This window comes from Hymenobacter sp. BT559, from assembly GCF_017571525.1.
GTDB lineage: Bacteria > Bacteroidota > Bacteroidia > Cytophagales > Hymenobacteraceae > Hymenobacter > Hymenobacter ginsengisoli.
Genome location: NZ_JAGETY010000016.1, coordinates 106,269 through 124,743, shown reverse-complemented (window position 1 = coordinate 124,743; position 18,475 = coordinate 106,269). Strand labels below are relative to the sequence as shown.

At 56.7% G+C, this 18,475-nt stretch carries 19 protein-coding genes; 9 read left to right on the top strand and 10 right to left on the bottom strand.

Going from position 1 to position 18,475, the window contains the following annotated elements:
* Nucleotides 1-87: 87 nt before the first annotated feature.
* The 4 genes from J4D99_RS18965 to J4D99_RS18955 are packed head-to-tail and all read left to right on the top strand — an operon-like array spanning nt 88 to nt 2,327.
* Nucleotides 88-1,044 carry a Y-family DNA polymerase gene (locus J4D99_RS18965; protein ID WP_236018739.1) on the top strand — a complete coding sequence of 319 codons (957 nt, stop codon included), beginning with the start codon at nt 88-90 and terminating at the stop codon, nt 1,042-1,044.
* A complete protein-coding gene (locus tag J4D99_RS21885) occupies nt 1,014-1,463 on the top strand; it encodes a DUF4113 domain-containing protein (protein WP_309509647.1) in 450 nt (149 codons plus the stop codon). Before J4D99_RS18965 ends, J4D99_RS21885 begins: the two co-directional genes overlap by 31 nt.
* Nucleotides 1,464-1,481: 18 nt before the next feature.
* Complete coding sequence (locus J4D99_RS18960; protein ID WP_208133312.1) at nt 1,482-1,907, top strand: hypothetical protein; 426 nt, start codon at nt 1,482-1,484, stop codon at nt 1,905-1,907.
* 24 nt (nt 1,908-1,931) lie between these two features.
* A complete protein-coding gene (locus J4D99_RS18955; protein ID WP_208133311.1) occupies nt 1,932-2,327 on the top strand; it encodes a hypothetical protein in 396 nt (131 codons plus the stop codon).
* 152 nt (nt 2,328-2,479) lie between these two features.
* Here the strand turns inward: J4D99_RS18955 and J4D99_RS18950 are convergent, their stop codons facing one another.
* On the bottom strand, nt 2,480-2,725 hold the full coding sequence (locus tag J4D99_RS18950; protein WP_208133310.1) for a hypothetical protein: 246 nt from the start codon (nt 2,723-2,725) through the stop codon (nt 2,480-2,482).
* A gap of 987 nt (nt 2,726-3,712) precedes the next feature.
* Here J4D99_RS18950 and J4D99_RS18945 point away from each other — a divergent pair.
* Nucleotides 3,713-4,855 carry a replication initiation protein gene (locus J4D99_RS18945; RefSeq protein ID WP_208133309.1) on the top strand — a complete coding sequence of 381 codons (1,143 nt, stop codon included), beginning with the start codon at nt 3,713-3,715 and terminating at the stop codon, nt 4,853-4,855.
* Nucleotides 4,856-4,883: 28 nt separating this feature from the next.
* The gene (locus J4D99_RS18940; RefSeq protein ID WP_208133308.1) at nt 4,884-6,212 is read left to right on the top strand and encodes an ATP-binding protein; all 1,329 of its coding nucleotides are present in this window, start codon (nt 4,884-4,886) and stop codon (nt 6,210-6,212) included.
* 654 nt (nt 6,213-6,866) lie between these two features.
* Here J4D99_RS18940 and J4D99_RS18935 read toward each other — a convergent pair.
* The 3 genes from J4D99_RS18935 to J4D99_RS18925 all read right to left on the bottom strand — a co-directional run bounded on the left by J4D99_RS18935 (nt 6,867) and on the right by J4D99_RS18925 (nt 8,870).
* Nucleotides 6,867-7,187 (bottom strand): Riean_0653 family protein, encoded by a 321-nt coding sequence (locus J4D99_RS18935; protein ID WP_208133307.1) that lies wholly within the window; start codon nt 7,185-7,187, stop codon nt 6,867-6,869.
* A gap of 543 nt (nt 7,188-7,730) precedes the next feature.
* Nucleotides 7,731-8,273 (bottom strand): integrase core domain-containing protein, encoded by a 543-nt coding sequence (locus tag J4D99_RS18930; protein WP_370551477.1) that lies wholly within the window; start codon nt 8,271-8,273, stop codon nt 7,731-7,733.
* Nucleotides 8,274-8,579: 306 nt separating this feature from the next.
* A complete protein-coding gene (locus tag J4D99_RS18925; RefSeq protein WP_208133305.1) occupies nt 8,580-8,870 on the bottom strand; it encodes a transposase in 291 nt (96 codons plus the stop codon).
* 225 nt (nt 8,871-9,095) lie between these two features.
* Here J4D99_RS18925 and J4D99_RS18920 point away from each other — a divergent pair, with 225 nt between their 5' ends.
* On the top strand, nt 9,096-9,638 hold the full coding sequence (locus J4D99_RS18920; protein ID WP_208133304.1) for a Riean_0653 family protein: 543 nt from the start codon (nt 9,096-9,098) through the stop codon (nt 9,636-9,638).
* Nucleotides 9,639-9,663: 25 nt separating this feature from the next.
* Nucleotides 9,664-12,645 (top strand): T9SS type A sorting domain-containing protein, encoded by a 2,982-nt coding sequence (locus J4D99_RS18915; protein ID WP_208133303.1) that lies wholly within the window; start codon nt 9,664-9,666, stop codon nt 12,643-12,645.
* A 479-nt stretch (nt 12,646-13,124) separates the two neighbouring features.
* On the opposite strand, the gene J4D99_RS18910 is transcribed toward J4D99_RS18915, so the two are convergent.
* The 5 genes from J4D99_RS18910 to J4D99_RS22335 all read right to left on the bottom strand — a co-directional run bounded on the left by J4D99_RS18910 (nt 13,125) and on the right by J4D99_RS22335 (nt 16,268).
* Nucleotides 13,125-13,472, bottom strand: coding sequence for a hypothetical protein (locus J4D99_RS18910; protein WP_208133302.1), 348 nt, complete (start codon nt 13,470-13,472; stop codon nt 13,125-13,127).
* Nucleotides 13,469-13,840: a hypothetical protein gene (locus J4D99_RS18905; protein ID WP_208133301.1), complete on the bottom strand. Its 372-nt coding sequence runs from the start codon at nt 13,838-13,840 to the stop codon at nt 13,469-13,471. The genes J4D99_RS18910 and J4D99_RS18905 overlap by 4 nt, the downstream gene beginning before the upstream one ends.
* A 154-nt stretch (nt 13,841-13,994) precedes the next feature.
* Nucleotides 13,995-14,267: a hypothetical protein gene (locus tag J4D99_RS18900; protein WP_208133300.1), complete on the bottom strand. Its 273-nt coding sequence runs from the start codon at nt 14,265-14,267 to the stop codon at nt 13,995-13,997.
* Nucleotides 14,268-14,595: 328 nt separating this feature from the next.
* The gene (locus J4D99_RS18895; protein ID WP_208133299.1) at nt 14,596-15,390 is read right to left on the bottom strand and encodes an oxalate:formate antiporter; all 795 of its coding nucleotides are present in this window, start codon (nt 15,388-15,390) and stop codon (nt 14,596-14,598) included.
* Between the two features lie 71 nt (nt 15,391-15,461).
* Nucleotides 15,462-16,268, bottom strand: coding sequence for a DUF6597 domain-containing transcriptional factor (locus J4D99_RS22335; RefSeq protein WP_503104896.1), 807 nt, complete (start codon nt 16,266-16,268; stop codon nt 15,462-15,464).
* An 883-nt stretch (nt 16,269-17,151) separates the two neighbouring features.
* Between J4D99_RS22335 and J4D99_RS18885 the strand changes: the two genes are divergently transcribed.
* Nucleotides 17,152-18,141, top strand: coding sequence for an IS110 family RNA-guided transposase (locus J4D99_RS18885; protein ID WP_208133297.1), 990 nt, complete (start codon nt 17,152-17,154; stop codon nt 18,139-18,141).
* 93 nt (nt 18,142-18,234) lie between these two features.
* Here J4D99_RS18885 and J4D99_RS18880 read toward each other — a convergent pair whose 3' ends face one another.
* Entirely contained in the window at nt 18,235-18,474 is a 240-nt protein-coding gene (locus J4D99_RS18880) for a transposase (protein ID WP_208133296.1), read from the bottom strand.
* Nucleotide 18,475: the final 1 nt, after the last annotated feature.

Below are 18,475 nucleotides of genomic sequence, written 5' to 3'. Positions count from 1 at the left end.
GCGGAGCCTAGGAACTCCGCTTACTGCTTACTGGCTCGTTTTCTTTGGGGCTACCCGATTCCCAAACACGTTCTAAGCTAACGAGGTATGTTCGGACTCGTCGACGCCAACAATTTCTACGTGAGCTGCGAGCGCGTCTTCCAACCGCGCTACGAAAAGCGGCCCGTGGTGGTCCTGAGCAGTAACGATGGCAACGTCGTGAGCCGGAGCGCGGAAGTCAAGGCCCTGGGCGTGCCGATGGGCGCGCCCTACTTTGAGGTCAAGGAGTTGCTGCGGGCAAACAACGCCGCCGTGTTTTCCAGCAACTATGCCCTCTACGGCTCCATGAGCGCGCGGGTCATGTACTGCCTGGCCCAACGGGTGCCCGCCCTGGAGATTTATTCCATTGACGAGGCCTTTCTGGACCTGCACGGCCTGGAGCAGCACCTGACACCCTACCTGGGCCGGCTGGATTACCTTGCCCAGACCCTGCGCACCGATGTGAAACGCCGTACGGGCATTCCCACCTGCGTCGGGGTGGCCCCTACCAAAACCCTGGCCAAGCTCGCCAACCGCTTGGCGAAGAAACACCCGGACCTGGACGGGGTACTTTACCTTGACAGCGCCGAACGCCGGGCCTGGGCCTTGAAACATGTAGCGGTGGGCGATGTGTGGGGCATCGGTCGGCAGTACGCCGCCAAGCTCACGGCGGCGGGCATCGACTCGGCGGCCGACCTGGCCCGCGTGTCGGATGCCTGGGCCCGGAAGCATTTGGGAGGCGTCGTGGGAGCGCGGCTGGTGCAGGAACTGCAAGGCCGGCCCTGCGCGGGACTGCACCCTTCGGAAGACGGGACACTCAGCCGGCAAAGCCTCAGCTGCTCGCGCACCTTCGGCCAGCCGCTAACGACCTATGCCGACGTGCTGGCGGCGGTGGCCACCTTTCTCTCGCGGGTGGCGGAAAAGCTGCGGGCGCAAGGCGATACGGCCCACGTCCTAACGGTGTATCTCAGCAAAACCGGTTCGGCGCCCATGCGCTGCCCCCCTTTTCGCGCTCGGCTACGCTGACCCTGCCGGCGGGACCAACCGCCGACACAGGCGTGCTGCTCGGGTACGCCCGTGCGCTGCTCAGCCGCATCTGGGAGCCAGGCACGGCCTACCACAAGGCCGGCGTGGTGCTGGACGGGCTAGAGTCGCCGGGTATCGGCCAGCAGCTCCCCTTGTTTGGCCCCGCTCCTACCGTAGCGCCGCAGCAGGAACAACGGAAAGATAACCTGGCTGCTGCCGGCCGGCCGGCCCTGATGGCGAGCCTGGACGCGCTCAATCAGCGGTTTGGCCGCGGCGCGGTGCGTCTGGCCTCCGCGGTGCCGTCTCGCGGCCAAAAATCCCCGGCTGGAAATCCAGCGCGGGCGCCTTGGGAAGGCAAGGCCCAATGGCGTTCGCCGGCCTTTACTACCCGACTGGAAGACTTATTACTCGTAAACTGACTTCCTAACTTTGCGCTTGTGCTACCAGCTCTGCCCCGCCAGCCGCTTGAATTACTCGTCCCTCGTCATCCAGACGAGGGTTGTCACCAGAGCCAACTAGCGCTGCTCGCCCTGGAAGAAAACCCACGGGAACGCGAGCGCCTGGCGCAGCTCCTGCGCTGGGGCAATGCGACGTACTGCTACTTCCACCACCACGAAATAATAATAACCGAAGCCGACTACCTAGAATGGCTGGAAGGACTGCCCGCTAAGGCCCAAGCCACTATGTGGGCACTCGGCTTCGCGGAAATGGGCGACTCCCTACCCCTGCGGCGCTACGTCCTCGAAAAGAATGACATTGGCCTAAAGGACTTCTTGAAAGTGGTGCTTTCCGCCACTGACTGGCAAGCTTATCTGGCCGCGGGCGAGGCAGCGCATAACCCCTGGCTGCCAGCTCTACCCTAATTAGCCTCTCTCAACTCCTGCGTTATGTTTGATGACAATTCAGATGACGAGTTTGACACTGATTTTCCTACATTTGATGCGTCGCTGGGCGTGAGCTACGAGGATGCGCTTCGCCTGGTGCGCGGCTACTTGCGCTCCTATTCGCCGGCTACCCTGCCCGACCTGCTGGAATGCTGCGATGCCTTGAACATTGCCCTTGACACTGACCAATTACACCGCGTGTACTACGGTCCGCTCATAAAGCCGGAGCCGAAAGTTATTCTGAGTCTATTGCGCGTGTTCGGCTATCAGGCGATGCTACTCGGCTTCGACCTGGGACCGGTAAAGGACAAGGTGCGCCACCTGTTTTTTTTAGCTACTAAGGGTCGCTTGGGACACTTCAAAAAGCAGCTGGCCGACTTTGACGCAGACTCCCTTTAGCGACAAACAGCAGGGCTATAAATAGACGAAGGAGAACAGGATTTCAGTCCTGTTCTCCTTCTCGCTGCTCTACCCATCGAGCCTTTGGCTTCTTTCGAGGAAAGCCCGCTGCATAGCAGCTGTCTCAAAGATAGCTCCTAGATTAGGTTTGGCTAATTCCGGCGGGCCTTCGGCTTTGTCACGCGCCAATCAATCCAGCGCCGGGAGGTTTGGCAACTGGTGTACTGCATCAGTTGCTCGGTGGCAACGGGCAGAACTGCCAAAACATCCTCATGGGTGTGACGCGTCTCCTCGCCGTAGGTGCTGCTCAGTAGCTCGTTGGCAGCAAGCTGCTTTTCTAAAAAATCCAGCTCGTCACTCGGCATGGCCTGGTGCTTTAAATCGTGGTTATCGTTCAATCCCACCCCTCTCGCGGCTGGAGCCTAGCACGCTGCGCTCCGGCGCGGATACTAAGGCCACTTCCAAGTCCCTGGCGTCGCCACAACGTCGGGGTTCTGTGTTTCGCTCTATTTGGCGATGTAGATAGTGCCCTGGGTGATAGGATAAACACACTTTTTGACTCCTCTAAGGCCATTTTTAATACTTTGACAGCCTCCGGAAGCTGCAGTTCTTAGCTGTTCCCATTTTTGCGCTCAGCAGCGCTTAAAACGTTAACTGCAAGTGTTTCCCTGAATCGAAGGTCTTGCGTAACGTGTGGGCACTTTTGTGGGATTTTTAGAGGCCATGCGGAAGGCAAGCGCTTCGCGCTGGCTTGTTGATGGCGCCTTTGCTTCTTGATAAGTTTAGGTCTTAGCTTAGGGGCATAGTAAATAAGCCAACCATTATAAGAATAGTAGTATAAAATAGTAGAAAAGTGCAATCCCAGTTTTTTACCTTTTTGGGCTTTGTTTTTTGTTTTCCTTGTGCCGTTGGGGTACATCCCTACGAGCTTTATATACCTTTCCTCTCCGGCAAACTAGGTAGTTGTTTTTTTACTGGATAGTTGAAATGAACATACTAGTTTACTATAAGGAGTAAACAGCCAAAGGCTAAGTTCTGGACAGGTAAAGACTAAGTTTCAGACAGGTTCTGAGGCAGCATAAGCTAAGGTTTGGACAGATTGACACCGGAGAAAAGTAAGGTTTGGACAGCTAAAAGCTAAGGTTTGGACAGGTAGTTATCCACAACCGAAAGCCTCAAAAAGTAAGGTTTGGACAGGTACTATTGCTGGGGGAAACTAGGCGCCGTCCTTCAAAAGCTAAGGTTTGGATAGGTAAAGCCGGCCAGCAAACGTCGCTGGTGTGGCCCCCCTTGTAAAAGGTAAGGTGGCTAAATCTACACCTTAGTGTTTTAGACTTTGTTTGCTACCTTGCGTAGGAAAGGACCACTGCTGCAGCTATCCTCCTATGGCCGATAAACGCATTTCCCGCTCCCCCTCCACGCCCATGCTGGAGCTGGGCCTCAAGTATGAGCCCGAATACCGGGGAGAGGTCAAGCAGCACTGGAACGTCACCTTTGCTCACCAGAAGAAGATTTCCGTCTACGGCAAGCGCATCATGGCGCGGGTCATCGACCAAATCCGCGACAATGACTACCAGCTACGAGAGTATTACCAGCTGCACATCTCCTCCATTATCGAAGGGACGGACATCGACGCCGATACGGCCTACTCGAAAATCAAGGGCGCGCTCTACGAGCTGGCCGACATGAAGTGGGAATTTGAGAGTATCGACCGCAAGGAATGGTACTTCCGGCACCTGCTCGATACGACCAAAGAGCAGCGGGTCGGCTACAAGGATGGCATCATCACCATCCTGCTCAACCCGCAGCTCGCGCCTTACCTGGTGAAGGCCGCCCATTACAGCAAATTCCCGCTGCACGGCTACATGAATCTGAAAAGCTGGTACAGCATGCGCTTTTTTGAGATTCTGGCGGCCTGGCATGACAAAGGACGCTGGGAGGTCCCGGTGGAGGAATACCGACAATACATGGACTGCTGGTACGAGTACGACAAGCGCGGCCAGGTCAAGAAGGGCAAAGACGGGGAGCCACTGCTGAAGTACCCGAACACCAAGCTGCTCATTGATAACACCATGAAGGAGCCGGAAAAGGAGTTGGCCGGCACCGACTACGAGTTTACCTTCACCCCCATCTACGAAACTACCCGGCCTACCCGGGGCCGCAAGAAAATCATTCGCTTTCGGTTTGATTTGAAGAAAGGACCGACGCTGAAAGACATTCCGGATTCCTGGCTGGAAAACTCGGCGACCGGCAGCATCATTCAGCGGCTCCGGGAATGGAAAGTGACCGATGCGAACATCGTCAAATACGCGCCCATTCTTAAGCAGGAGGGCGCTTTGGAGCTGCTGCGGGCCTGGGACCTGAAGAACCGCTCGAACCGGCACATTGATGATAAGCTCCGCTACTGCAACGCGGCCTTTGTACGAGCCGGCAAACAGGCGCTGGAAGATACCAAACAAGCCAAGCTGGATGCAAAGAAGGAGGCCGCAGAGGCTCAATTAATCGTGCAGCAAGCTCTAAATCTGTAGCCTACCCATCGCCCCGTTTACGTCACCTATGAGCACCGCCCGCGAACAGCAGAACATCGAGTGGAAGGAGTCGTGGCGAGAGGAGTACTTCAAATGGATTTGCGGCTTTGCCAACGCGCAGGGCGGGCGCATCTACCTCGGCAAAAACGACAATGGTCAGGTGGTGGGCCTGCCCAACATTCGCAAGCTGCTGGAAGACTTACCCAACCAGGTGCGCGATTTGCTGGGCATTCTGGTCGAGGTCAACCGGCACGAGGAAGGCGGACTGGAGTATCTGGAAATTGTCGTCGAGCCCTACCCCTACCCCATCAGCTACCGCGGGCAGTACCATTACCGCAGCGGCAGCACTAAGCAGGAACTCAAGGGCCCGGCCCTGAGCGCGTTTCTGCTGCGCAAGCAAGGCAAGCGCTGGGACGGCGTGCCGGTGCCGGGCGTCACGGCGGCCGATTTATCGGCCGAGGCCCTCGACCTGTTCCGCCAGCGCGCCGCCAAAAGCGGGCGCGTGGATGAGCAGGTCCTGCACGACAGCAACGCGGCGCTGCTCGACAACCTGAACCTGGTGGACGGCGACTACCTGAAGCGGGCGGCGGTGCTGCTGTTTCACCCGACACCCGAGAAGTTCATCACCGGGGCCTACGTCAAGATTGGCTTCTTTGCAACGGACGACGATTTACGCTACCAGGATGAGGTGCACGGGCCGCTGCTGCTGCAGGTGGAACGCACGCTGAACTTGTTACAGACCAAGTACACCAAGGCCCAGGTGCGCTACGAGGGCGCCAGTCGCCTGGAAGAGCCCCCGTTCCCCGCCGCTGCCCTTCGTGAGGCCCTGCTCAACGCCCTTGCCCACAAAGACTACAGCGGCGGCACGCCCGTGCAGATTAGCGTCTATGAGCACCAGCTGCAGTTCTGGAATGAAGGCCACCTGCCCGACACCTGGACGGTGGATAATCTGCTGCGCAAGCACCCGTCCAAGCCCTTCAACCCGGATGTGGCCAACACCCTGTTCCGGGCCGGCTACATCGAATCCTGGGGCCGGGGTACCCTGAAGATACTCAACGAGTGCCGTGCCGTCCACCTGCCGGCCCCGCGCTTCTACTTCGAGGCCTCGGGGTTCGTGGTGGCCTTCACCGAGTACTCACCGGCTTACTGGCAGCAGCAGGGCGTGCGCGCTGACCTGGTTCCGGTGCTGCTTTACGCCGGGCAGCACGGTAGCATCACCAACACGGTGGTGCAGCAGCAGCTGGGCGTGAGCAAGCCCACGGCCACGCGCTACCTGGGCGAGTTAGAGAAGGGCGGCTACCTGCAGAAAACCGGGACCCGCGGGGCCGGGACAGTGTACCGGTTGATTGGCTCATGATTGGCTCACCACAAGCCAATACACGAGTGCAAATGGTGAATGAGCACTGTAGAGGTGCTTTTTACAGCAGGTGAATTGGCTCACGATTGGCTCAAGCAGTAGAAGTAACCGGCCTACACGATGGTGGGAACAAAGCCTAGCACGGGGCAGCGGGTGCTTTTCACTTCAATTCGGGGTCGCACAATAGTAGGAACGGAAAACAACGCTAAGGAATCCTGAGCTAGCGGCCCATCTCAGAAAACGTATGTTTAAACGCTATCAGGGGTTCTCGTTGCAAAAGGATACTGTTGGCGAATTCATTTTGAGGTAAAAAAGCTATTTTCAGAGGCACCTTAAAATCCTCCGCTGATGAGCCTACACCCCCAACCCAACACGCCTATTCCGCCTCAAAGGGTTGTTGTTAAACAAATAGGGGAAAACCTCCGACTCGGCAGCTAAGCGGCTTGAATGGTACTGATAAGGCACAAATGCGTCATAAGAATAGCGTGAGACAATAGTTTTACACGTCCCTTAAGACCATCGAAGCAGAATAGCGAAAACGAACATTTACTGTATCGCCCACACCGTTATGCCAAGCATTGAATTGGATAACAGCGTGTTAAACCTGAATATAAGTTGACTGCGTCCCTGAGTCGGAGGTTTTCCCCTATTTGTTTAACAACACCCATAGGTAGTGATACTATCAACTTCTACTTGGATTCGCTGAGTGCTTTCGACGCCATTGGCCATAATAGCTCGATTAGCGGTTAAGTAGAAGTTGCCACGCGAATGTTCTGCCGTAAACAGTGGTCCGCCAAATGGATTACCCGCCGGAGTCCAAGGCTGTCCATTGAGCAGGCAGCCGAAGGTGTGTTGACCGGTCTGAGTAGCCGGAGGCAGCTGGTCTTCAGGCTTGGCTGGGCTAGAGTCATTTTTCTTGCATTGGCTCAGGCCCAGCAGGGCGGCCAGCAGCAGGGAGGTTGGGGGTAGACGCATGGAAAATAATAATTTAATTTTATTTAAATATATAAAAATTTAATATAATTTAAAATTTTAGCAAAATAAAGTCTTCTTATAGCAGCTGGGGGCATAGATTTACTCTAGGCTACTTGGGACTTGTGCTATAGCAGCTTTGTGTAAGCTCTTAGCTCAACTGACTACCTCAATGCCTTTTTTCGCTCGATTTGCCGCAAGCATAAGCCGGTGGTGCGTAGCGCGATGGCCTGCGCTACCTTTTCGGTTTTGGAATCGTACTTGCTGGTCTTGAGTTGCACCGACTTGGCCAAGTTGCTCAAGACAGTCGTCGCATGCGTGCGGGCCGTCCTCATACTGCCTAGGACCGTGCTTACGTCTACTGACTCAACTCGCACTACTGCACGGGGGCTCATGCGAAAGGGCTCACTACATTCAGGATAACCGTATGCAGCGCTCGTTTAAACTATGAGTTGCCGCCTTTTTGCTTTGCGAGGTATTTGCCTCCGCCAGCTGTACTACTCCCCAAAAACTGGACAGTTTAGCGGGATTTGTTAAGTAATAGGGTTATGCTTTGGTGAACGAGGGTTGTGCGAAGACCTGGGCGGGCGTTTGGCCTCCCAGGCTTTGGTGGGGTCGTCGGTAATTGTAGTAGGCAAAGTACGCCTGCAATTGGTGGTGCAGGTGGTGGCCATCGTCAGCGGGATTGAGGTAGATGTGCTCCCATTTGACGGTGCGCCAGAGGCGCTCGATAAAGGCATTGTCGGTGGCCCGGCCCCGGCCGTCGCGGCTGATGCGGCAGCCGGTGGCCAGCAGGGCCTGTTCGTAGGCCAGGCTCGTAAACTGGCGGCCCTGGTCGGAATTGAAAATGTGTGGGGCCGGGGCCACGCGCAGGGCCCCAGCCAGGGTCTGCAGACAAAAGCCCACGTCGAGCGAGTTGGAGAGCTGCCAGCTCAGCACGTAGCGCGAGTGCCAGTCGAGCACGGCGGCCAGATAGAGGAAACCCTTGGCCAGGGGCACGTAGGTAATGTCCGTGCTTAAAGTGCCGCCCCGGCGGCACCAACACCTCGTTGGGCGCCGTGGCCGGCCGGTCCCGCAGCAGGTATGGATAGGGGGTAATACCTTGACCAGGAATACTTAAACGCGGTTTAGGATAGACCGGCTCGTGGCCCATCAGGCGGATGCGCTTGGCGTTGACGGCATGGCCCGCCAGGCGCAGGTGGTCACGCAAGCCGAGCACACCTTTAAAATTGTGCTGCGTAAACTCCTCATCGAGCAGGCGCATCAACTCCAGGTTATAGGCACTCTCCCCGCAAGGCTGGTAGTAGAAGCTGCTGCGCGAGAGGCCCAGCGCCTGGCAGCGGGCCAGCACCGAACTGCCCGAGTCCGGTTGGGCGACCAGCGCGCGTTGCTGGACTACTGACATGGCTTGAGCGTTTTTTTTAGCAGCGCGTTTTCCATTTGCAGCCGGCCGATGGCGGCGTACAGGGGCTCCACATCCAGCACGGCTGCGCCGGGCGTCGGTGCATCGGCAAAGACCTGGGCCGCCTGCTGGCGCAACTGCAGCTTCCAGCGCGTGATTTGGGTTACGGCCAGCTGGTAATGGGCAGCCAACTCGGCTAGCGGCTGGCTCTCGGTGAGCGCGGCCAGGGCCACCTCGGCTTTGAACTCAGCCGTGTAGCGACGGCGGGTGCGTTTGGGGGTCATAATCGAGCTAAGCTAGCCCGCTTTGACTGTCCAGTTTTTGGGGAGTACTACAAGCATTTGGCTACTTATTTCGCTTACCCAGCCAGCCAGATTTTTACTAGCCCACTGCTCGAAGCTGTCGAGCTCCGTGGTTCAGTGCTGCTAATAATTAAAAATTAATACTAGAATTTATTAAAATTAAATTCTTGCCTTGTACATTTCACCGCCCTTAACCCCTTCTTTTCTATGCGCCTACCCCCAACCTCCCTGCTGCTGGCCGCCCTGCTGGGCCTGAGCCAATGCAAGAAAAATGACTCTAGCCCAGCCAAGCCTGAAGACCAGCTGCCTCCGGCTACTCAGACCGGTCAACACACCTTCGGCTGCCTGCTCAATGGACAGCCTTGGACTCCTAGTGGTAACGTCGGCCCGGCAAATTACCGCCTTGTCTATGACTCCGGCTACGCGGGCGGTGATTTAGAAATCCGCGCTTATCGCTACGTCGATGTGTTAAAAGACACTCAATATTTCATCATTGCTGGGGCTCCGGTTACCAAGACAGGCACCTATCCAATAGATGGAAAAACTATCGGTGTCTACTATAGCACTGGGATAAAAGGCTCCTGCTACGAATATTACAATGCGCCAGGTTTGAAGATGGATGGCCAGTTAACTATTTCTCGGCTCGACCTCGCGCAAGGAATTGTTTCAGGCACGTTCAATTTCAAGCTTTTTCAGCCCGGCTGTGACACCATCAAAGTCACTCAGGGACGCTTTGACTACAAACTCTAACCCTCCTCTTTTTCCTTTTTTCCACATGAAAAAACTTTACTTTTTGCTGCTGCTAGGCCTGCTCGGCCCAGTGTGCCTGCGGGCCCAACAAGCAGACTCGCTGCGCTTCAAGCTCGACTACCTCTTTGCCCACCTCGACAAAAGTCAGGTGCCCACCGGCCGGCTCGATGCCTACGCCACGCCCTGGTTGCCCCTATCCGCCTTCAATGGAACCCTGGCTGACAGCACCCGCACCACGCCCGCCGTGTTTCGCGCCCTTTACGCCACGGCCTATACCGCCAGTATCTACGGCCCAAATATGATGGCTACGCTCCCGAGCTACAACAGCACGGTAGCGGCGGCAGAGACCACCGCTGGGGCTGGTACCATTCCCGTCATGGCTCAGCTTATAACGTATGCTACTGTGCGCCCCGATGCGTTCAGCCAAAACCTGCTGACGCTACAAAGTCAGCAGGTATACGATGTAGCGGGCCGCCCGGCCAGCCCCTATAGTCTACGTTCGGTATTTGCGGTAGCGCCCACCCGCGAGTTTTCCGCCACCGGCAATGTAGCCCTAGTGTTTCCGGCCAGCTTGTATGTGCAACTCGGCAACTACGCTAGCCAGCCGCTACTTGCCGTCGATTTTGGCGACGGCCGGGGCTACGTCGCCGCTACCTGGGACCAGCCCATTAGCGCGGCCTATTCCACCAGCGGCACCAAGCGCATTAAGGTTCGCTTCACACAACAGCAAGGTGCCCCGCCCGCCGTGCTTTCTCAGGACTATTTCAGCCAGTTCGACTTGTTTGTGGCTACTCCTGCTACGAATGCACTGCGCACTGCTTCCGTTCCCTCAATGTATTTTGGACCACAGCCCGGCCAGGCTGCGGGTACCGCCTACTTCCATTATGGCACTGACCCTACGACCGGAGCTATGCATACAACGCTGGTGAAGCCGTTCATTGTGGCGGAGGGATATGATAGAAGCTACATCGCACCGCATACGGCGAAAAATTATTCTATTGATGACTTTTTGAAAGAAATAGCCACATCACGTGGCACTACCGGATTTGACCTGCGCAACGCCCTCGAAAGCGTAGGTGACTACGACATCGTATTCATCGACTACGCCAACGGTACCGATGATATTTTGCTCAATGCCGGCCTGTTCAAGGCCGTGCTGGACTACGTAAATAAAAATAAAGACCCAGCCTCGACCGAGCAGAATGTGGTGATGGGCATGAGCATGGGTGGTCTCATTGCCCGCTACAAGCTGGCCGAGATGGAAAAGTCTGCCCCCGGCAGCACCAATACCCGGCTCCTAGTGCTGCAAGACAGCCCGCAGCGCGGGGCCAACATCCCGCTGGGGCTCTCGGCCCTGATACGGCAGGCCCAACTGAGTTTTGGCACGTACACCAGCGGCGACATCGATGCTACGCTAAAAGAAGCTAACGCTCTGCTCGACCAGCCGGCTACTAAACAGCTTCTGCTCTACCAAACTACGCTCACACCCCAAACGGGACCGGGTGGTTTTCCTTACAACACCATCGACTATACGGGCAATTCCTTTATTGAAGGACCCTACCGGGCAATGGTCAATTATGCGGCTCCTTACAAAATAGTAGCCGTCAGCCAAGGCTCACAATGCGGCGTCGGGCTATTTGCTCCCTATACTGAGCTTATTCGGGTGTCGGGCTATTTTAATCTGTTCAATCTCCCGTTCATCTTCGCGGGCAGCAATGGGTTGAGTGGCGAGGTAGTCGTAAACGCTATTCCGGCCAATGGCCAAGCTAACCGAGTGTCGGGAATTCATCTAGTCGAACAAACACAAGCTTTTTTCGGGCTTGTGACCCTCCGGGCAGACGTTGTGCGAGACAACTTTAACTGCCCGTCCGGCCTGCTCCCTTTAGATGGTACAGCGGGTGGCACCGAGCCAATTGGCAATGCCATCGGAAGTAATGGTGGTTTTTTGGCAGGCTCAGCCTACGGCCATTCATTCGTGGCGCAGTATACGGCGGTGCCCACCTTTTCCTTTATTCCTATTCCTAGTGCCCTTGACGTCAACGACTTTACTCTACCCGCTTTGTCAGCTAAATACATCAAAGGAATTTCTTCCTTCAGCAATTCCCGCACTAATGGCTTCCTAGCCCAGGAGCAAACGAATCTGTTTAGTAATAATGACTTCAACGTGCCGCACCTCACTTTTACGGCACGCAACGGCGAATTTATTTTCGACCAGATGGAAGGCAAGCAACTAGCCAGCAATTACTGCTCCACCGAGTGTCTAAACCCCGCCGACCTCGTCATCACCGGCCCGACCACGCTCTGTGGCACCGGCACCTACAATACGCCCGTACAGGGACCCGACGTCACCTACATCTGGACAGCCTCACCGGCCAGCGCCTTTACCGTTAGCAGCGGCAGCGGCCCCAGCTTCAGTACCAGCAACGTGGGCGACGGCAGTGGCACCATTACACTACAAATCGGCGGCAACTGCCCCTTGACGCTCACGAAGTCCGTGAAAACAGGTACACCCGACAGCCCTTCCTTTGATGGGCCTACTGAAGTAGCTTGCACTGATTACAGCGAAACATATACTATTACCAACTACGGTCCGGATGTAAACTACACCGTGCGCTCGGGTGGGGTAGCCCGCAGCAAGCCCGTGCTGCCTCGCGTGGGCACGTTCCAGGTCCTGTTCAGCGGACCCGGCTCGGGTTACGTTAATGTGACAGCCAGCAACACCTGCGGCACAGTTACCAATACGCTCTACGTCACCGTGGACCCCTGCGCCAGCAGCTATGCCGTGTATCCTAACCCGGCTAGCTCCCAGCTAACAGTCGCGTCGACCAAGTCTACTGCTGATTTCGACGCCGACCTCTACGACACCTACGGTAAGAAAGTCAAGACCATTCATGGCGACCACGGCAAGGCCGTGTTTAAGATAGACGAGCTGCCCGAGGGGCTCTACAACCTACGCGTGGGCCAGGGTAAAGACGCCTACTCTCAACATATTCAGGTCAAGCACTAGGAGAGTACCGTACCTGCTAGTTGTTTGTACTAAGTTCGCTAGCCGGGGCCGATAGTCGGTCTCGGCTTTCTTTTTACCCATGTTCAAAGGTGAGACTGCTTGATTTCTATCAGCCTAGTCAACCTGCAAACCATCCTTGAGGTCGCTACGTAGCTCGACAAAGCTATGGGCATTTATACCTAACCTAGGCTCTCATTATAGGTTCGTTAATAGTTGTTTTTGTGCTTAACTTTTAATTGAGGTTAACGGCTTTCACTGCCGCATGACGCCCTACACGGGGTTCTTGTTCAAAAGGATACTTGGTTAAACGAGGTGCCTTTAGCCTAGACGCGTCAGGCCGCTTTCGAGCGGTTACTACCTCCAGCAACAGCTTAAAAACGAATTCGCCAACAGTATTCCGTTGTAACGAGAACCCCGTTCCCCAATGCAAAAAGGTCCCTTAGCGCACTGCTAAGGGACCTTTTTGGCTTATTGTTGCATCACTTTTTTCTCGGCTTTTGCCCTGCGGCTTTAGTGACCAGTATTTTCTTTTCTGCCAGTGCCACCTTACTTTCTACCTCGGGCTGTGCCGGCCGATGGTGGTATTCGTCGCGGATAAGCTCGACAAGCTGTTGCTCCGGTACTCGCAGCAGCGCGGCCAGGGCCAATAGTTCCTTAATGGTGAGTGTCTCGGGCTCCTTGATACGGCGCTGGGCCGTGCGATGGTTGATATCAAGCCCCTCCGTGAGCTGCATTATTTTGGTACCCGTCTGCTGCAGCAGCTCGGCCAGGGAGCTGGCCGTGACCGTGGCGGCCTGGGCTTGAATAGAAATCTGGTGGCGGGTCATAGGAAGAGTCGTGCGCTACGGCGCAGGGCTTGGATAGGGTTCTGAATGGCAATCATTTCGGGTCCGGGCTTCCCTCCTGCCATGAGCTGCTGCCGAAGCCGGGCTACCTGGGCCGGGTCGAGGGGCTTCCGGTACCCCCCAATAAAGGTGATACCCCCAAACAGGTCATGGTCGCCGTGCACGAAGCGGTACAGGAAATAACAATCTTTCCCGGCGTAAACGTAGTGCGCAAGTAGCACCAGCGCAGCCGGGGCAATGTCGTAATCGAGGCAAATTTTGGCCGCCAGGTTCTCCGCACCTTCGTGGAAGCCCCGGCAGCCGGCCTTCGGGGGCTCCGTGGCAATGGCCCATCCCTGTGCTGGGTGCACGACCAAGTCGCATTGGACCGGCCGATGGTATAAATCAAAAAAGCGGAGCGGCTGGACTACTTGGACGCCGGGAATGCTTCGTAGGTTTTCCAATAATGCAGGGGGTAAGAAGTGGAAACGGGTGTTTTGCTTAGATTACGTACAGTCGAGGCTATCAGTAGGGATAGACCGGAAAAGCCGGAGTTCCTCCTTGGGATTCTTCGCGGAGCAGTATTACATCTTCCCACTGCTCGCTTTCCATCAAGGCCAGCGCTGCCCACTGGTTGAGCTGCTTCGCGTCCGACGCAGTAGCCATCAGCTGCTCGGCCCGCTGCCGGCGCTCAGCAGAAAAAGCCGGATGGCTAATTACCGCGGCAACCTTGGCTCTGGCGGCTTGCAGCGTCGGCGGGCTGGCAGTAAGGTGGGCGGCTGGGAAGGGAAAAGCCATAGCCATACTATGCACAATATACAAAACAGATTTGCACTTACTACAAAAAGCCTTCGGATAAGCCCGATTGCCAAACATCCCGGCCGGCCACTGGCCAACCGGGATGCTGCGGGATTACCTCATCATGTGGGACTTCATCAGTAGTACCGGGCCGGCTACCACATCCACGGGAAAATAGTGGTCGAGCGGGTAGGTTTCATACCAAAGGGGCCTTGGTTAAAAGTTTGGTAAAAAAGTTAAGCGGGCAGGGCTGATTGAAGCAGAACCCAACGTCGGCACCGAAGGCCACGAGTAAAGAGGCCGAGTTCAGGAGACTTTGGTTGAATAGTTAAGCCGTGGCTACTTCGGCCAAATAGGCCAGCGCCCGCCCCTCGACATGGGTCTTAGCGACGAACGCCGGCGGGCTTATCTCCACGCGCAGTTGCTGGTAGGTGGCCACGGCCTGCTGCAAGGCACCGGCACAGCTGGCACGGTCCAGCGTGGCGACAGTGGACTGGAGCGACACCAGCGCGGCAGCAGGCAGGGTCTGTTCCAACTTGCGCAGGCCCCGTACCGGCGCGCCGTGCTGCTGGGCGAGCAGCGGCCCTAGCACCGTCGTGCGCAGAAAATCCAGGAACGAGACCACCTCCAGTAGTTCGCCCCGCCCCAGCTTGGTGGCGGCGTAATGCACCCAAATCCAGAATCGGTCCTCCAGCCACTGCAAATCCGGGGCCGGCGGGAGCTGGACCGGGGTGACGCGCAGTATGTCGCTCACCAGCGTGCCTTGCTGCCAGAGCACCTGCGGGTCTTCTACGCGCTTGGCCAAGTCGGGCAAGCTCACGAACTTGAGGTCCACGTGCAGCAGCGGCTCGTCGTAGAGGCAGATGAGCAGGCGCGGTTCGCCCACGTGCTCCCCGGTGAAGCATTCGAGCAGGTTTCCCAGCGAAGCCGCTACCCGGGGGCGTTCGGCCATGAGGTTTTCGGCCTGCGTCGGGTCCAGGGCCAGTACCAAGTCCAGGTCAGAGTAGGCGTCCAGGGCTTGTTCCAACCAGGAGCCCCCCACCGCCACGCCCACCACGCCGGACGTGCGGGCTAAAATGGGCAGCGCGTGCGCTAAAAACTGTTGATGGCCAGTAGGAGACATAAGGTAGCGGGTTTAGTTGCTGCAAAATTGCCCCGTGCTGGCCGGATAACCGGTGGACAAAACGGACAATCTTACAACTCGGCCAAGGACCGGCCAACGAGCCGGTGGCTGGCGCGGGCAAAGTGCGTAAAGTCGGCGTAGCCCGCCGCTTCGGCATCGAAGGACGGGGCGGATTGCCGGTACGCGGTTAACGCAGCCTTGAAGCGGATGAGTTGGGCGCAGCGTTTGGGTCCGACGCCCACCAGGTGCTGAAAGTGTCGGGTCAGGGATTTGGGGCTGACGTTCAAATGTTCGGCCACCTGCGTGACGGCGGCGGGAGCAGAGGAGTGCGGGGTCAAGCAGGCGATGGCGGCTTGCACCAGCGGGAAGCGGTAATCCGGGGCGCGACGCTGAAACAGCGCTCGCAGGTAACGCTCCGCCAGGGCTACCCGCGCCGCAAACGTGGCAGGGCGCAACAGAGCCTCTTCTAAGGCAGCGAAGCACGGTTCCCCGGCGGCATTGGTAGCCCAGTTGGCAAGTTCATGAGCGGCACACCCCAGCAACAAGGCCAGGGCCCCAGGTTGCAAGGTGACCCCGAAGAGGACGGTGCCGGCCGGATACCTGCACCAGCGGGGGTGGGTCAGGTGGCCGAACACTTGGCTGCTCGCGAAGGCTTGGACTTGCCCATAGGCAGGAGCCGAATACCAGGACTGTGGCCCGAGGTTGAAGCTGAGCAAGCCGGTAGCGTTGGGCAAGGCACAACTGTGGACCTCGGTTGTTGGCTGACTCTGCCAGTAAAAAGCCACGTAGGGTCGCAGGTCGTCGGTCGGCTCGCGTCGTTGAAAACAAGCGGTGGAAGCGGTATCGGGCAGAACACGAGGGGAACCAACGAGTGACATGGGATAAGCAAGTTACCCAGCCTGCTTAACTTTTGTACCAAACTTTTAACCAAGGCCACGAGTTTCCTAAACTCGCTCCGCTCGGCAACGGCCCACCTGCAGCTGCTGCGAAGCAACAGCAAGCAGTTTAGGGAAAGGAGCTTTTCTAGTACGCTTTTGATCGCCTCGAATAGGTAGTCAACCAAGAGGAGGCCTGCCGGCTACGCACGCTTCTGCAGGCCCGCTGCGAAAACGCCGGTAGGCCAGCACCGTAAACCGGCCTATCACCATAAAGCAGATGCCAATAACCAGACGGTGCTGCCAAAAGGAGCTGTCGGGCTTCGCGTAAACCAGGGCATAGGTTAACGGAAAAAGAAGCAGTACGCTAGCGGAGGCGAGCAGCAAAACAAGGAGTTTCATGGCAGCAGACGTTGGCTTTGGGGGCAGGCACTGAGGGCAGCGGTGGCTTTTGCACAACCTGTAGCTCCCTACGGCTTAAAACTACGCTAATAACGGGTATATCTTCTTTTTGTGGAAGGTACTAGCGGCTGGTATTCAAGGTGCCAGCTCTGTAGCCGGACTTTCTATCCGTTTAGCCAAACGGTGTTGTAAATAGGGCAACCCTTTCACATGCGGTAATCTACTCTTCGAGAAAGTGCAATAGCCAATGTAGGCTTGTCACATCCTATGTTTGAGCGGAAGTTTAAACTTGGGTTTTCGTTGCGACAGGAAGGAATAAGATTCCTTGTCACGGTGGGCGTCCGAGCCCGTAATTAATGAGCATCCCCTTCCTGTTCTACGGCCACTTTGGACAGTTCCGCTAGGCCTTCAGAGCCTGTATTAGGATTGAAAAAGCACGCGGTAGAAGGCACGAGAAAAGTATTCCACCTTTTCCCTTTGGTCTATGAATATCACTCAACCAGTTGTCGGAGTAGATGTTAGCAAAGCCACCTTAGCCGTGTGCCACCAGGTTGGGACGCACGTGCAGCACCTAGAAGTGGCCAATACCCCAGCTGGGTTTCGGCAGTTGGTGCGTTGTGGCGGGGCGGCGAGCCTCTACGTGCTCGAAGCTACTGGCCCCTACTACCTGGCCGTAGCTTACCACTTGGTCGCCGTCGGCGCGCAAGTGGCTGTACTTAATCCGCTTGTCGTTAAGCGCTTCATCCAAATGCACTTGGGCAAGGGTAAGTCCGACCGTAAGGATGCGCAGTGGCTGCTCCGCTACGGGCAGCAGCAAGCTGCCCCGCGTTGGCAACCCGAGGAAACGGTCCTCGTCGAATGTCGCCAAGTGGAACAGGTGGTAGAGCTACTTATCCGGCAGAAAACCATGGTGCATAACGCGTTGGAAGCCCTGCAAGCGCAGCCTGTCGTCAGTCTGGCGGCACTGGAGCAACTGCGGCAGACGCTGCTACACCTGGAAGAGCAGGTGCAGCAACTCGAAGCCAAGCTGTTGACGACGATCGAAGCGCGCTACCCATCCGAAATGCACCTGCTCTGCTCCATTCCCGGTATTGGCCGCAAGACAGCGGCGTACTTACTGCTCTTCGCCGGCGGTTTCACCAGCTTCCAAAACCACCGCCAACTGATTGCCAAGGCTGGTCTGTGCCCACGCGAGTTCAGCTCTGGGACGAGTGTGCGGGGCAAAGCGCGGATTAGCAAGATGGGTGGCGCACTGATTCGCAGCAAGTTATTCAGGTGCAGCTGGTCCGCTCGTCGGGCAAATGGCGCGTGCCGAGCGCTCTACGACCGCCTGGTGGCCAAAGGCAAAAATGGCAAGCTGGCCCTGATTGCCGTCTGCAACAAGCTGCTCAAGCAGGCCTATGCCATCGTGACCTCCGGCGTACCCTATCAAGCTGATTTTACCAGAAAAGTTGCTGTACCCCTTGCTTTTTAACACAGTTCATTTTTTAAACGTTCGTGGCTGTTGCAGAACTCAGGCTAGGCACGCGCCTAGTTAGCAATCTGAATGGCAGAAACTTATAATTAATTATTTAAGTGCTAAATAGGCATAGCACCGCCCTTGTCTCGGTGGCCAGAGCGCGATAGCTACGCTGGCGGTCTGTTTGGGCTGGTGGCGGAGCAGCTTCTTCAGATTATACGCAATGGCGCTGAGCAGCATGGTCTTGTGGGCGGCGGCCCGGCCCTTGGTGCCGACGCGTCGCAGGCCGTACTGGTAGAGAAGGCGGCTGAAGACGGGTTCGACCGTGCGCTGGCGGACGCGGCGCATG

What these genes read in the sequence shown, in the direction of transcription:
- J4D99_RS18885 (WP_208133297.1), top strand. Translation starts at nt 17,152, where the DNA reads ATGAATATCACTCAACCAGTTGTCGGAGTAGATGTTAGCAAAGCCACC.
- J4D99_RS18915 (WP_208133303.1), top strand. Translation starts at nt 9,664, where the DNA reads ATGAAAAAACTTTACTTTTTGCTGCTGCTAGGCCTGCTCGGCCCAGTG.
- J4D99_RS18920 (WP_208133304.1), top strand. Translation starts at nt 9,096, where the DNA reads ATGCGCCTACCCCCAACCTCCCTGCTGCTGGCCGCCCTGCTGGGCCTG.
- J4D99_RS18940 (WP_208133308.1), top strand. Translation starts at nt 4,884, where the DNA reads ATGAGCACCGCCCGCGAACAGCAGAACATCGAGTGGAAGGAGTCGTGG.
- J4D99_RS18945 (WP_208133309.1), top strand. Translation starts at nt 3,713, where the DNA reads ATGGCCGATAAACGCATTTCCCGCTCCCCCTCCACGCCCATGCTGGAG.
- J4D99_RS18935 (WP_208133307.1), bottom strand. Translation starts at nt 7,187, where the DNA reads ATGCGTCTACCCCCAACCTCCCTGCTGCTGGCCGCCCTGCTGGGCCTG.
- J4D99_RS18955 (WP_208133311.1), top strand. Translation starts at nt 1,932, where the DNA reads ATGTTTGATGACAATTCAGATGACGAGTTTGACACTGATTTTCCTACA.
- J4D99_RS18925 (WP_208133305.1), bottom strand. Translation starts at nt 8,870, where the DNA reads ATGACCCCCAAACGCACCCGCCGTCGCTACACGGCTGAGTTCAAAGCC.
- J4D99_RS18880 (WP_208133296.1), bottom strand. Translation starts at nt 18,474, where the DNA reads ATGCGCCGCGTCCGCCAGCGCACGGTCGAACCCGTCTTCAGCCGCCTT.
- J4D99_RS18895 (WP_208133299.1), bottom strand. Translation starts at nt 15,390, where the DNA reads ATGTCTCCTACTGGCCATCAACAGTTTTTAGCGCACGCGCTGCCCATT.
- J4D99_RS22335 (WP_503104896.1), bottom strand. Translation starts at nt 16,268, where the DNA reads ATGTCACTCGTTGGTTCCCCTCGTGTTCTGCCCGATACCGCTTCCACC.
- J4D99_RS18965 (WP_236018739.1), top strand. Translation starts at nt 88, where the DNA reads ATGTTCGGACTCGTCGACGCCAACAATTTCTACGTGAGCTGCGAGCGC.
- J4D99_RS18900 (WP_208133300.1), bottom strand. Translation starts at nt 14,267, where the DNA reads ATGGCTTTTCCCTTCCCAGCCGCCCACCTTACTGCCAGCCCGCCGACG.
- J4D99_RS18910 (WP_208133302.1), bottom strand. Translation starts at nt 13,472, where the DNA reads ATGACCCGCCACCAGATTTCTATTCAAGCCCAGGCCGCCACGGTCACG.